At 72.8% G+C, this 13,057-nt stretch carries 10 protein-coding genes and 2 pseudogenes; 6 read left to right on the forward strand and 6 right to left on the reverse strand.

Annotated features, from left to right (window positions below; genetic code table 11):
* Nucleotide 1: 1 nt before the first annotated feature.
* The 5 genes and pseudogenes from ACGWYJ_RS02170 to ACGWYJ_RS02190 all read right to left on the reverse strand — a co-directional run bounded on the left by ACGWYJ_RS02170 (nt 2) and on the right by ACGWYJ_RS02190 (nt 6,136).
* Nucleotides 2-2,146, reverse strand: a complete 2,145-nt coding sequence (locus ACGWYJ_RS02170; protein WP_395103778.1) for a PQQ-binding-like beta-propeller repeat protein — start codon at nt 2,144-2,146, stop codon at nt 2-4.
* Nucleotides 2,147-2,207: 61 nt separating this feature from the next.
* A pseudogene (locus ACGWYJ_RS02175) lies at nt 2,208-2,915 on the reverse strand (PQQ-binding-like beta-propeller repeat protein); the annotation flags it as partial.
* A 625-nt stretch (nt 2,916-3,540) separates the two neighbouring features.
* Nucleotides 3,541-4,269, reverse strand: a pseudogene (locus tag ACGWYJ_RS02180) (serine/threonine-protein kinase); the annotation flags it as partial.
* Between the two features lie 83 nt (nt 4,270-4,352).
* The gene (locus tag ACGWYJ_RS02185) at nt 4,353-5,000 is read right to left on the reverse strand and encodes an enoyl-CoA hydratase/isomerase family protein (RefSeq protein ID WP_395103779.1); all 648 of its coding nucleotides are present in this window, start codon (nt 4,998-5,000) and stop codon (nt 4,353-4,355) included.
* A complete protein-coding gene (locus ACGWYJ_RS02190; RefSeq protein WP_395103780.1) occupies nt 5,000-6,136 on the reverse strand; it encodes an acyl-CoA dehydrogenase family protein in 1,137 nt (378 codons plus the stop codon). Before ACGWYJ_RS02190 ends, ACGWYJ_RS02185 begins: the two co-directional genes overlap by 1 nt.
* Before the next feature lie 294 nt (nt 6,137-6,430).
* Between ACGWYJ_RS02190 and ACGWYJ_RS02195 the strand changes: the two genes are divergently transcribed.
* The 5 genes from ACGWYJ_RS02195 to ACGWYJ_RS02215 all read left to right on the forward strand — a co-directional run bounded on the left by ACGWYJ_RS02195 (nt 6,431) and on the right by ACGWYJ_RS02215 (nt 11,054).
* The gene (locus ACGWYJ_RS02195) at nt 6,431-7,591 is read left to right on the forward strand and encodes an ABC transporter substrate-binding protein (RefSeq protein WP_395103781.1); all 1,161 of its coding nucleotides are present in this window, start codon (nt 6,431-6,433) and stop codon (nt 7,589-7,591) included.
* A 74-nt stretch (nt 7,592-7,665) separates the two neighbouring features.
* Nucleotides 7,666-8,535, forward strand: coding sequence for a branched-chain amino acid ABC transporter permease (locus ACGWYJ_RS02200; RefSeq protein ID WP_395103782.1), 870 nt, complete (start codon nt 7,666-7,668; stop codon nt 8,533-8,535).
* Nucleotides 8,528-9,538, forward strand: coding sequence for a branched-chain amino acid ABC transporter permease (locus ACGWYJ_RS02205; RefSeq protein ID WP_395103783.1), 1,011 nt, complete (start codon nt 8,528-8,530; stop codon nt 9,536-9,538). Before ACGWYJ_RS02200 ends, ACGWYJ_RS02205 begins: the two co-directional genes overlap by 8 nt.
* On the forward strand, nt 9,535-10,332 hold the full coding sequence (locus ACGWYJ_RS02210; RefSeq protein ID WP_395103785.1) for an ABC transporter ATP-binding protein: 798 nt from the start codon (nt 9,535-9,537) through the stop codon (nt 10,330-10,332). Before ACGWYJ_RS02205 ends, ACGWYJ_RS02210 begins: the two co-directional genes overlap by 4 nt.
* Nucleotides 10,329-11,054, forward strand: a complete 726-nt coding sequence (locus tag ACGWYJ_RS02215) for an ABC transporter ATP-binding protein (protein WP_395103786.1) — start codon at nt 10,329-10,331, stop codon at nt 11,052-11,054. The genes ACGWYJ_RS02210 and ACGWYJ_RS02215 overlap by 4 nt, the downstream gene beginning before the upstream one ends.
* Nucleotides 11,055-11,071: 17 nt before the next feature.
* Here ACGWYJ_RS02215 and ACGWYJ_RS02220 read toward each other — a convergent pair whose 3' ends face one another.
* Complete coding sequence (locus tag ACGWYJ_RS02220; protein ID WP_395103787.1) at nt 11,072-11,983, reverse strand: VOC family protein; 912 nt, start codon at nt 11,981-11,983, stop codon at nt 11,072-11,074.
* Between the two features lie 276 nt (nt 11,984-12,259).
* Here ACGWYJ_RS02220 and ACGWYJ_RS02225 point away from each other — a divergent pair, with 276 nt between their 5' ends.
* Complete coding sequence (locus ACGWYJ_RS02225; protein ID WP_395103788.1) at nt 12,260-13,012, forward strand: FadR/GntR family transcriptional regulator; 753 nt, start codon at nt 12,260-12,262, stop codon at nt 13,010-13,012.
* Nucleotides 13,013-13,057: the final 45 nt, after the last annotated feature.

Genomic DNA, 13,057 nt, shown 5'->3' on the forward strand with positions numbered 1-13,057 from the left:
GCTAGGAACGGCTGGGGATGGCCAGGATCTCTCCCGCGGAGGTGGCGTGGTAGAGGGTGCCGCCCGAGGCGTACAGGTTCTCGGCGTGGATCGGGCGGGAGCGGTGGTCGGCGCCGATCCGCCTCACCAGCCGCCCGGTCGCCGGGTCGAACGAGGACAGCCCCCGGTCGCCGATGTGCAGCAGGCCGTCGGCGAGCACCGGCCCGCCGCGGCTGTCGGGGTGCAGCCGCTGCTGCCACAGGCCGCGGCCGTTCGAGGCGTCCACGGCGACGAGCAGGCCGGTGCGCGTGTTCGCGAACAGCCGGCCGGGGGTGACGATCACGGGGGGCGGGTCGACGGAGGTCCGCACCGTGCCGAGAGGGTACGTCCAGCGGCGCCGCCCGGTGCGGCGGTCGAGCGCGTGCAGCACCCCCGCCGACCACACCATGTAGATCGTGGTGTCGTCGGCCAGGCTCAGCATCCCGTCGCCGGAGATGGGGGCGGCGAGGTCGGTCTCCCACCGCTGCCGTCCGTCCGCGGCGGTGAAGGCGAGCACCCGGTTCGGTGGCGCCTGCGGCGTGCCGGTGACGGCCAGGATCAGGTCACCGGCCTTCTGGAGGGGCACGGACACGGGTTGCGGGAGGTCGGCGGCCCACGTGCGGCGGCCCGTCGTCGCGTCGATGCCCTCCAGCCGGTCGCCGCTGGGCAGGTGGCACACCATGCGTCCGGACGCGACCGGCGCGTGACCCGACAGCGGCCCGCGGGTCCACCGTGGCCGGCCGGTGCGGGCGTCGAAGGCCATCAGGGCGTTCTCGCGGACGGCCGGGGCGCACACCACGCCGCCCGCCACCACCGCGGACGGGCGTGAGGCGCCGGCACCGAGGGCCCGTGACCATGCCTCCCGGCCGGTGGCGATGTCGTACGCGCCGAGCCGGCCGTCCCTGAACAGCAGGAACAACCGGCCGGACGACAACGGCAGCCGCTCCACCGTGTCGGTGACGACATCGGGGACGCTCCACAGGACCCGGCCGGCGCGCGGGTCGACGGCGGCGAACGTGGTGCCGCCGGCGACGAGCAGCACCCCTTCGGCGATCACCAGGTCGCGCTCCCGCCACACTCCCCGCCCCGGCAGCCGTGCCATCCAGCGCACCGGTCCCGGCGGGGTCGCCGGCCGGTCGCGCATGTCGTCGACCACGAGGAACGCGGCGACGCCCGTGACCGCCCCGCCGGCGAGCAGCACCCGCCGCGGGATCCGGCGCCGCCGGGGGACCGGCAGCGGCGGCGGGACGGGCTCGGTGACCCGGGCGCCGATCCCCGCCACCACCTGGTGGGGCAGCCATCGCGTGCCGTGCAGCTCCATGGTCGCGGAGTCGGCGAGCCGCGCGGTCACCTGCTCGGGGCCGGGACGTTCGGCGGGGTCCTTCACCAGGCAGGCGGCGGCGAGGTCGCGGAGCACGGGGTCGGGCACAGCGTCCAGTCGCGGCGGCTCGTGGATGGTGCGGTGCAGGATCTGGTGGACGGGCCCGTCCCCGAACGGCCCGGTTCCGGTGACGGCGAAGACCAGCACCGCCCCCAGGGAGAACACGTCGGAGGCGGGCTCGGCCGCGCCCCGCGCGATGTGCTCGGGCGCCATGTAACCCGGGGACCCGATCACCTCGCCGCTCTGTGTGATCGCGGCGGAGTCCGCGGCCCGCGCGATACCGAAGTCGATCACGCGTGGCCCGTCCGGGGCGAGCAGCACGTTGGCCGGTTTGAGGTCGCGGTGCACGACACCGGCCCGGTGGATGGACCGGACCGCCTCCGCCAGCCCCACCGCCAGCGCCCGGACGCTGGGCGGCGGCAGCGGCCCGTACGACCGGACCGCCTCCTCCAGGGACAGGCCGGGCAGGAAGGACGTGGCCAGCCAGGGCCGTTCCGCTTCGGTGTCGGCGCGGAGCACGGGTGCGGTGAAGACGCCGCTGACCGTCTGCGCGATCTCCACCTCCCTTTGGAACCGGGCGCGGAACCCGGGGTCGTCGGCCAGCTCACGGTGGATCAGCTTGATGGCCACCGGCCGTCCGCCGGGGGAGGCGCCGAGGAAGACCTCGCCCATGCCGCCCTGGCCCAGCCTGGCGAGCACCTTGAACTGGGCGAGTTGCCTCGGGTCGTTGGGTTGCAGGGGTTCCATCGGTTCTCCATGGCGGGGGCCGAAGGCCGTCCGTGCCGTTCAGGGGGTGTGCAGGGGCCGGTCAGGGGCCGGTGACGGCGACCAGGTCACCGGTCGAGCAGACGACGATCCCGTCCACCGCGGCCACCCCCTCGACCTCGGCGCCCAGGCCGACGCGCCAGCTCAGGCGCCCGCGGTTGAGATCGATGGCATGGACGGTGTCGGCGCCGGGCGTGTAGAGCTTGCCGCCGACGCGGGCCAGCGGCGCCGTCGCCGCCTCGGAGCCGCCGGCCTTGACGGGCACGGAGAACCGCTGCCTTCCGGTGTTCTTGTCGAACACCCGCACGGATCCGTTCAGGTCGTGGACGATGACGGAGTCGGCGTACACCAGGGGAGGCCGGACGACCTTTCCGGCGGTGGCACTCCAGCCGACCTTGCCCCGGCGCAGGGCATGGAGTTGGCCGCTCGGGTCGGTGAGGTAGGCCGTGTCCGCGTCCTGTACGGCCGCCGCCAAGCCCTCGGCGCGGTGACTCCACTCGGTCGCGCCCGACGCCGTCTCCAGGACCCGGACCTCCTCCTTGGTCAGGAGGCAGAGCGCCCCGCCGCCCGCGGTCATCACCGGATGGCTCGCGGCCCAGCCGAGCGAGCGCCGCCACCGTTCGGTCCCGGTACCGGCATCGAACGCGATCAGCGCCTCCTCGGCCACGATGACCAGCCCGTCCACGGCGAGCGGCGGCTGCACCGGGGCGGTCAGCGGCACCGACCAGCGCCGCCTGCCGCTCGCGGCGTCGAAGGCGGTGAGCCCCCAGCGCGCCCCCCCGGGCGGCGTCGCGGAGCCCGCCCGCCTCCAGCACGACGACCTTGCCCTCCGCGATCATCGCCCGTTGGGTGGAGCGCTTGATGTCGCGCTTCCAGCGCTCCTTCCCGGACCTGACGTCGATCGCCAGGAGCCACCCTTCGCCGCCCATCGGATCGCCGGTCGAGGTCGCCACGTAGGCGGTCTTCGCGTCGGTGACGGGAACCGCCTCCGTGCTCGCGTCCCGCCACCGCCACAGCACCCGTCCCTGGGCCGGGCCGCCGCTCGCCGGACCCCCGGCGGCCGCGGCGGGGGACTCGGGGCTCGGCGGCGGCGCGCCGCCGTCGCGGGACCGCCACCACGCGGCCAGCTCGCCCAGCCCGGCGCTCGCCGCGCCCACCGCGACGAGACCGCCGGCGATCAGCAGCCGTCTCCTGCGGACCCTGCGCGGGAGCGCCATGGTGGCCGGAAGCGGCTCCCCCTGCCTGGCCCGTACCGCGTCGGCCAGCGGCGCGGGCAGCCGGCCGACCCCGACCGGCGCCGCGCCGGTCCAGCTCAGCCGGTCCAGGAGCATCGCCGACGTGGGACGCAGCGCGGGATTGCGGGACAGGCAGTCCGCGACGAGGCCGCGCAGGAACGGGTCGGGGATCCCGTCCAGGTCCGGGTCCTCGTGCAGCACCCGGTGGACCAGGACCTCGATGGGCCCGTCGCCGAACACGCGATGCCCGAGGACGGTGAACCCCAGCACCGCGCCGAACGCGAAGACGTCGCCCGCCGGGCCCACCTCCTCGCCGGCGGCCTGCTCGGGCGCCATGTAGCCGGGTGTTCCCAGCACCCCGCCCGGACGGGTCAGCGCGTCGTCGTCGGCCGCCCTGGCGATGCCGAAGTCGATGATCCGCGGGCCCTCACCGCTGAGCAGCACATTGGACGGCTTCAGGTCGCGGTGGACGACGCCGGCCCGGTGGATGGAGTCCAACCCTTCCGCCAGCCCTGCCGCCAGCGCCAGGGCCGCCTCCGTCGGGAACGGCCCGTGCGTCTTGACCGCCTCCTGGAGCGACAGGCCCGGCAGGTAGGCGGTGGCCAGCCACGGCATGGGCGCGTCGGGGTCGGCCTCCAGCACGGGCGCGGTGAACGCGCCGCTCACCAACTGGGCGTTGGCGACCTCGCGCCGGAAGCGGGCCCGGAACCGTTCGTCGCGGGCGTACCGCTCATGGATCACCTTGATGGCGATCGGGGTCCCGGCGGGGGTGCGGCCGAGGTAGACCTGGCCCATGCCACCGGCCCCGAGCCGTGCGACCAGCACATGGTCACCGATGCGCGCCGGGTCTTCCGGGGTCAGCGGTTCCATAGCATCAATGACGCACGCCGCCGCCCGGGAGATCGACCCCCTTCGCCGAAAAAATACTGGATCGGTGCGCTCGTGTTGCGGCGTCAGGCGTCGGCGTTCCGGGCCTGGAAGGCGGCGACCTCGGCCTCGTAGCCGGCCGCGGCCTGTTCGCGTTCGCCCCAGCTCCTCCGGGCCAGGGCGACGAGGCCGGCGGGCTTGCCGAGGACGTCGCGTGCCGCCGTCGTGGCGACCGTGGGGACATCGCCCGGGGGGCAGACCATGGCGGCGGTGAGGGCGGTGGCGGGGATCCGTTCCGAGGTCAGGAGGGCGCGGGCGGCAAGGGCGGGCGGGACCAGGCGGCTGAGGATGGCGTGGCCCACCGTCACGCCGACGTCGAGCTCGGGGAGCTTCAGCCAGGCGTCCGAGGCGATGACCGGGATGTCGGCGGCGGCGAGGAGCAGGGCCCCGGCGCCGATCGCCGGACCCTGCGCCGCCACGACGACGGGGGCGGGGCAGCGCAGGACGGCGGTGAGGGCGGCGGCCCCGATGGCGAGGCTTTCGCCGTCGGCCGGCTCGGCGCGGTCGTGTCCCGCGCTGAAGACGTGGCCCGTCGCGTCGATCAGCAGGCATTCGCCGGGACGCATGGCGGCGCAGATCGCCGTGATCTCCCGGTAGGTGGCCGAGTCCAGGGCGTTCACCGGCGGGCGGGAGAGGGTCGCCCGGGTGAGCGGCCCTTCACGTCGTACGCGCATCAGTAGGACCTGGGCAGGGACAGGCGTTTGTGGGCGACGTGGTTCAGCAGCATCTCCGAGCTGACCGGGGCGATCCGGAAGAGGCGGACGAGCCCGTGCAGGGTGGCCAGGCCGTACTCGCGGGACATCCCGTTGCCGCCCAGGGTCTGCATGGCCGCGTCGAGTGCCGTGGAGGCGGTCTCGGACGCCGTCAGCTTCGCCATGGCCGCGTCCACGCCGCCGGGCTCGCCGGCGTCGAAGGCGCGGGCGGCGGACGCGGTCAGGAGGCGGGAGGCCGCCAGGGCCGTTTCGGCGCGGGCCAGCGGATGGGAGACCGCCTGGTGCGCGCCGATCGGGACGTTCCAGACGACGCGTTCGCGTGCGTAGGCGGCGGCGATGTCGATGGCGTACCGGGCGATGCCGTTGAGGAGGGCGGCGCTGACGATGCGTTCGGGGTTGAGCCCCGCGTACAGGACGGCCATGCCGGCGTCGGGCCCGACCAGCGCGGAGTCGTCGAGGCGGACGTCGTCGTAGAAGACGTTGTACTGCCGTTCGGGCGACAGGATCTCGACCTTGATGGGGCTCGTGGTGAGGCCCGGCGCGTCGGTGGGGACGAGGAACACCTTCAGCTCGTCCTCGACGCGGGCGACGGTGAGGAGCGCGTCGGCGTTGTCGACGTGCGAGACGTAGTACTTCTGCCCGGAGAGCACCCAGGAGCCGCCGTCGCGGCGGGCGCGCATGCGGAGGTTGTGGGTGTTGGACCCGGCGTCGGGCTCGGTGATGGCGAAGCCGAGGACCCGGGAGCCGTCCGCCAGTCCCGGCAGCCACTCGGCCTTCTGCGCGGGCGAGCCGAAGCCGTCGATCATGGTGGCGCAGACGGCGGGTGACAGCGCGATCAGCATGAGCGGGACGCCCGCCTCGGCGATCGCCTCGGCGACGACGGACAGGGCGTGGACGCCGGCTCCGGCCCCGCCGTGCTCCTCGGAGATGCTCGCGCCGAGGGCGCCGATCGCGCCGAGCGCCTGCCAGAGCTCGCGCGCGTTGTCGCCCGCCTCGGACGAGCGGACGTAGTACTCGTGCCCGAAATCCCGGGAGGCCCGCAGGACGGTCTCGCGCAGCGCGTCCAGTTCCGCCGTGGTCTCGGGTGTCGGGTGCACGCGGCTCGCCTCCCTGTGGATGCCCGGCCCGTCGTCCCGCACCGTGCGCGGGACGGCCGATGCCGGGTCACGTTACTTCGATGTAAAAGACTGATGTATTGCACTCTAGTCCAGGAACGGATCCCGCCGCGAGACCGGGCCGGGTACCGTCCAGATCCAGCCCACCAGTAAGAACACGGGGATCAGGGGGTTGTCCTGAGGAGTCCTGGTCCTGCAAACTCTGACGTATTCACTTCCCGGCTTACGCAGGGGTGCCTTGCATCGCCAGACCAAGGCGATCACTGAGGAGACACCATGAAAGCAGCCAAGCGCGGCGGCATGGTCATCGCGGTCCTCACCGCCATGGCCTTGACGGGGACGGCCTGCGGGTCGTCTGGCTCGGATAAGTCTGATGCTTCGAGCGGCGACACCTACACGATCGGCGTGCTGAACTCCATGACCGGTGCCGTCGGCGCCGTCGGGCAGCAGGAGTCCAGGGGCATGCAACTGGCCGTGGAGGAGATCAACGCGGCCGGTGGCGTCAAGGGCCGCAAGCTCAAGCTGGAGACCGTCGACGACCAGGGCTCGGTGAACCTGACCACCGCCGGGTTCAAGAAGCTCGCCACCGACACCAAGGTGCCGGTGGTGATCGGTCCGGGCATCACGGCGAACGCCATGGCGTCCGCCCCGCTCGCCGAGCAGTACGGCGTCACCCAGGTGCTGCTGGTCGCGCAGCCGCACATCGCCAACGGCAAGAAGCACGTCTTCGGCGTGCCGCTGCCGGGCAAGGCCAACTCCCAGGCCATGGTGAACCACGCCAAGGCGCAGGGCGTCAAGTCCGCGGCCATCATCTGGGCGAACACCCCGTACGGCCAGGAGGGCAACACCGACATCTCCAACGCCGCCAAGGCGGCCGGAATCTCGATCGTGAACTCCGAGGCGTTCGACGGCGGCAAGTTCGACTTCACCGCCCAGGCGAGCAAGGCGGCCAGCCGGAAGCCGGACGCGGTCTTCGTGTACGGCGGTGGCGGCTCCAGCGACGCGCTGCTGCTGAAGGCCCTGGTGGCGACGGGCTACAGCGGCAAGATCATCGGCGACCTGGCCTACTCCACGCCGACCATCCCCAAGACCGCCGGGGCGGCGGCCGACAAGGTCGTCTCGCTGACGCCGGTGAACTACGGGTCGCCCGACCCCGAGACCAAGAAGTTCCTCGACTCCTACAAGGCCAAGTACGGCGAAGGCGCGTCGGTGCTGAGCACGTACGCCTACGTGGCGGTGAAGATGGTCGCGGCCGCCATCGAGAAGGCCGGTGAGTACAAGGGCGAGGAGCTCTCCAAGGCGATCCAGTCGCTCAACTACGAGAGCATCATCGGCAAGCTCGCCTACACCGACTCCTACCACGGCGGCCCGCAGGCCGACGCCTTCAAGCCGGTCAGCTTCAAGAACGGCGAATACGCGGCCCCGGACCAGGGCTGATCCCGGCAAGCAGCAGATGACGGCGGCCGGGCCCGTACCGGCCCGGCCGCCGTCCGCCCCTAAGGAACCCGCCCGTGCGCATCCTCGACCTTCTCGTCTCCGGTCTCACGCTCGGCTCCATCTACGCGCTGGTCGCCCTCGGCTTCCACCTCGTCTTCAAGATGACGGGGGTCATCGACTTCGCCCAGGGCGACAAGGTGGTCATCGGCGGCCTGATCGGCCTCACGCTGGTGAACCAGGGCCTGTCCGCGGTGCTGGTGGTCGCGCTGATCGTGCTGGCCGCGGGCATCGTGCTCGGCATCGCCTACGACGCGATCGTGATCCTGCCGACGCAGGGCAACGGCCCCATCGCCGCGATCGCGGCGACCGTCGGGATCACCCTGGTGTTCGCCAACGGCGGCCAGCTGATCTGGGGCCCGGACGGCAAGCCGTTCCCGCCCGTCGCCACGGGCGGGATCGAGCTGGGCGAGGTGCGGATCGGCTACCAGGACCTGCTGATCTGGGCGGTGGTCCTCGCCGTCGGGATCGGGCTCGCCCTGCTGCTGGGACGGTCCCGGGTCGGCCGCGGCATGGTCGCCGCCGCCACCGACCCGCTCGCCGCCACGGCGGTCGGCGTCAACGTCGCGCGGATGCGGGCGATCGCGTTCGCGCTGGCCTTCGGGCTGGCGGCGCTGGCCGGGGTGCTGGTCGCGCCGATCACCCTCGCCGGCGGGGCGCTGGGCACGGCCCTCACGCTGAAGGGCTTCACGGGGGCGGTGCTCGGCGGGCTGGGCAGCACCCGCGGCGTCCTCGCCGGGGCGCTGCTGCTCGGCGTCATCGAGAGCGAGCTGGGCGTGGTGATGTCGAACAACGTCGTCGAGCCGATCGTGCTGATCGCGCTGATCATCATCCTGCTAGTGATGCCGAACGGGCTGTTCGGCCTGAGGAGGCAGCGCCTTGCCTGACAAAGCCTTCGCACTGCGCGCCGGGCGGCACCTGGCTCCGACCCTGGTGGCCGCGGTGATCCTCATCGGCTTCGCGTTCACGAACGCGGGCGCGACCGACCTGGCCCTCGGCGTGAACATCGGGGTCGCGGCCATCGCCGCGGTCGGCCTGACGCTCACCATCGGCGGCGCGGGGCAGCTCGCGCTCGGCCAGGCGGGGTTCATGGCCATCGGCGCGTACGGGACCGCGTACCTCATGCGCGACCGGGAGGTGGCCTTCCTGCCCGCGCTGGCGGCGGGCGTCGCGCTGGCGCTGGTCATCGGCGTGCTCGTCGGCTACATCGCGCTCCGCCTGCGCGGCCACTACCTCGCGATGGCGACCCTCGCGGTCGGCACCGGCATCCACGCGTTCCTGATGCTGCCGGGCCCGCTGGGCGGCGTGAACGGGTACGCCCCGATCCCGTTCCCGGAGATCTTCGGGTACCGGCTGCTGGACCCGCGCGACCAGTACCTGCTCGTGGCGGTGACGCTCATCCTGGTGCTGCTCGGGTCGCGGTGGCTGCTGACGGCCCGGATGGGACGGGAGCTGGCGGCGATCCGGGACGACGAGGTCGCCGCGCGGTCGGTCGGGGTGAACATCACCGCGCGCAAGGTGCAGGTGTTCGCGATCTCCTCCGCGATCGGCGCGCTGGCGGGCGGCGTCAACGCGCCCCTGCAGACGGCCATCGACCCGTCGCTGTTCTCGACGGCGGTGTCGATCCAGCTGTTCGTCATGGTGATCCTCGGCGGTCTCGGCAGCATCTACGGCGCGGTGCTCGCCGCCGCGCTGGTCACCTGGCTGATCTCGGTGGTGCCCGGACGGGGCTCGTGGGCGCTCACCGTGCTCGGGCTCATCGTCATCGCGTTCATGGCCCTGCTGCCGGACGGGTTCGCCGGCCTGGCCAGGGTGGGCCGGTCCCTGAAGGCGCGCTGGTCGCGGCCCGGACCGGCGGCCGGCACGGCGGTCGGGGAGGGATCGAAGTGAGCGCGAGCGGAGCCGCGGAGGCGCGCGGGATCACATGCCGTTTCGGCGGGCTGACGGCCGTCTCGGAGGTGAGCTTCTCGGCGGCGAAGGGCGAGATCCACGGCATCATCGGCCCGAACGGAGCCGGGAAGACGACGCTGCTGAACGTCCTGAGCGGCCTGCAACGCCCGTCCGCCGGGTCGGTGCTCATCGGGGGCGAGGACGTGACCCGCTGGCCGAGCCACCGGCTGGTGGCCCGGGCGCGGCTGGTGCGGACCTTCCAGACCGTCCGGCTGTTCTCCAGCATGAGCGTCCGGGAGAACCTGATGGTCGCGGCGCGCACGACGACGACCCCCGACCACAAGAAGATCAGTGCGGCGCAGGCCAGGGAGCGGGTCGAGGAGGTGCTGGCCCGGCTGTCGCTGGACGGGCACGCCGCCGAGCCCGCCACGGCGCTGTCGTACGGGCTCCAGCGGCGGGTCGAGCTGGCCCGCGTGCTGGTGGCCGATCCCGCCGTCGTCCTGCTGGACGAGCCCGCCGCGGGCCTCAGCCCTCAGGAGCGGCACGATCTGGCGGACCTGCTGCGGGAGATGCGCGGCTCGGGCGTCACCGTGATCCTCGTCGAGCACCACATGGACCTCGTGCACGCGGTGTGCGACACCTGCACGGTGCTCGACTTCGGCAAGGTGATCGCGCGGGGCACCCCGGCGCAGGTCACCGCGAACCCTGCCGTCCTGGAGGCGTACCTGGGCGGCAGGCACCACCGGGCGTCGGAGGTCGACGTCACCGTTCCCACGGGCGAGGAGGACCGATGACGCGACCGGACCGGCCGCTGCTCGACGTGCGCGGCGTCGTCTACCGGTACGGGGCGATCAGCGCGCTGCGAGGGGTGGACCTGCACGTCGGCAAGGGCGAGGCGGTCTGCGTCATCGGGCCGAACGGCGCCGGCAAGACCACCCTGGCGCGCGTCGCGGGCGGCCTCTACCGCCCCGCCGAGGGGACGGTCCTGGTCGGCGGGGAACCGCTGCCCAAGCGCCCGTACGAGGTCGTCGCGCGGGGCGTCGGCAGCGTCCTGGAGGGACGGCACCTGTTCGTGGAGCAGACCGTCCGGACGAACCTGGAGCTGGGCTGCTACCACGGGAACGTGCCGAAGGCGGTCGTCCGGGAACGGATGGAGAAGGTCATGGACCTGTTCCCGGTGCTGCGCGAGCGCGCCGACCAGCGGACCTCGACGATGTCGGGCGGCGAGCAGCAGATGGTGGCGGTGGGTCGCGCGCTGATGGCCGAGCCGGAGATCCTCATCCTGGACGAGCCGTCCATGGGCCTCTCCCCCAAGATCACCGGTGAGGTGTTCGACGCGCTGGCGGCGCTGCGCGAGGACGGGCTCTCGATCCTGCTCATCGAGCAGAACGCGCCGCTGGCCTTCGAGCTCGCGGACCGCGGCTACCTGCTGCGGCAGGGCGCGGTCGTGGTCGAGGGGAGCATCGAGGAGCTCACCAACGACGACCTCGTCCGCTCGGCGTACCTGGGCGCATGAGCGTCCGCGGCTTGCCCTCAGCGCTGCCAGAAGTGGAAGCAGGCGCCGTACCGGGACCGCAGGCCGAGCTGGGGCCCTTCGGCGGTCTCGACGATGCCGGTGGACGGGCCGTGCCGCCCGTCGGCGAGGCGTGCGGCGAGCGCTTCGAGGTCGTCCATCGCGCACCCGGCGACGACCCTCGGGTAGGCGTGCGGCGGCCGGGGAGCGGCGGGCGCGAGGTGCCGGATGAACTCCAGGCGCGCGTTGCGGGAGCCAGGGCCACGGGCGATGAAGGCGTCGAGGCCCTCACCCGGGGCGAGGCCGAGCAACCGCTCGATCGCGGGGCCCTCGAAGCGGTCCGAGAAGTACACGTGGCCGCCCAGGACGTCCTCCACGAACGCCCGCGCGCCCGCGAGGTCGCCGGTGCCGAACACCACGGCGTTGACCTCGCTGACGTCCAGGTCGGGACGCTCGCCGAGGACGCATCGCGTCCGTCCTTCCCGGTACTGGACGAAGGCGTGGCGCAACCCGGAGCGGGTCTGGTCGAGCATGCGTTCCCTCACCGGATGCTCGGTGCCCGGCAGCAGGTAGTGGACGGGGTCGCCGACGAACGTCCAACCCCGTTCCGCGAGCGCGTCCTCGGTGGCGCCGGGGTCGCGCAGATAGAAGTCGAGCGCGTAGGCCCCGGGACGGTCGGGGACTCCGGCCGGGTCGGGATGCGGCAGGCCGGGCACGCCGACGAGCCGGATCCATCCGCCTTCGCTCCCGGGCTTGCCGATGAGTACCGACTCGGTGGGCGGGAGCGGCAGGCTCCACAGGCGCGACCAGAGCGCGGGGTCCTGGAGAGGGCCCTCCTCGACGACCTCGAAGCCCATCACGTCCACGTACAGCGCCCGCAGCGGCGCTGTACCGGCCACAGGAAGGACCACGATGTCGATTCCGTCGAACATTCCCGCCCCCGTCGCCTTCCGGCGGTCCATGACCGGCATCGGTGCGATAAAGTCTGATGTATTGCGATCTGAGGTGTCAAGCGCGCGAAATGCGACCTGAGTGACCCACTCCACGACGTCCGACATTTACCTCGGCGCACCGCGGGATGGAGCCGCCGCCGGGACGGGATCGCATGGTGTCTGATGTATGCTCGTCAGTGCTGTGAGTCCCGGTGGCGTGGAGTTCCCGACTCGAGAAATCGGCACCACACGATGGCCAGACCAGGGGGCAGCGACGTGTCCAGGACCAAAGACGATACCGCCGGATCCTCCACGGGGTCGCCCATCGCGCTCCCGGTCAGCCGGCTCCGTCCCGCATACCAGCAGGTCGCCGACCAGCTCCGCGAGCTGATCCTGGACGGATCGCTCGCGCCGGGCGACCGGCTGCCGCCCGAGGGCGAGATCGGCGGCAACTTCGGCGTGAGCCGCAGCACCGTCCGCGAGGCTCTGCGCGTGCTGGCCTCGCAGGGACTGGTCAAGACGGTGCGCGGTACCACCGGCGGCACGTTCGTCTCGCACATCGAGCCCGACCAGATCAGCGACTTCCTGGAGGCCGGCATCGGGCTGATGTCCGGCTCGGCGGCGCTCCCGTTGCCCGCCATCCTCGAAGCCCGCGAGCTGCTGGAGGTGCCCGCCACGGCCATCGCCGCGGAGCGGCGCGAGCAGCGGCATCTCGACGCGCTGCACGCCGCCATGGAACGCGAGAAGCGCAGCCGCGGCCGGACCATGAAGTTCCAGGAGCACCGGCACTTCCACGGGATCATCATGGAGGCCACCGGCAACGGGCTGCTCACGATGATGACGCAGCCGGTCTTCCACGTCCTGCGGACCCGGTTCCTGAACACCGGCTCGCCCGCCGAGTTCTGGGCGCAGGTCGACGAGCAGCACGAGCAGATCATCGCCCTGCTGGAGGCGGGCGACGGCGAGGCGGCGAGCGCGGCCATGCGCGACCATCTGCGGCACATCCGCGGCGCCTACCGCGAAGCCTGACGCGCTCGCCCCGGGGCGCCGGCCGACGGCGCCCCGGGAGTTCTC

The organism is Actinomadura sp. SCN-SB (assembly GCF_043906805.1).
GTDB lineage: Bacteria > Actinomycetota > Actinomycetes > Streptosporangiales > Streptosporangiaceae > Spirillospora.

Excerpts from the sequence above, each read along its gene's own strand:
- ACGWYJ_RS02170 (WP_395103778.1), bottom strand. The coding sequence starts at position 2,146 with ATGGAACCCCTGCAACCCAACGACCCGAGGCAACTCGCCCAGTTCAAG.
- ACGWYJ_RS02185 (WP_395103779.1), bottom strand. The coding sequence starts at position 5,000 with ATGCGCGTACGACGTGAAGGGCCGCTCACCCGGGCGACCCTCTCCCGC.
- ACGWYJ_RS02195 (WP_395103781.1), top strand. The coding sequence starts at position 6,431 with ATGAAAGCAGCCAAGCGCGGCGGCATGGTCATCGCGGTCCTCACCGCC.
- ACGWYJ_RS02215 (WP_395103786.1), top strand. The coding sequence starts at position 10,329 with ATGACGCGACCGGACCGGCCGCTGCTCGACGTGCGCGGCGTCGTCTAC.
- ACGWYJ_RS02220 (WP_395103787.1), bottom strand. The coding sequence starts at position 11,983 with ATGTTCGACGGAATCGACATCGTGGTCCTTCCTGTGGCCGGTACAGCG.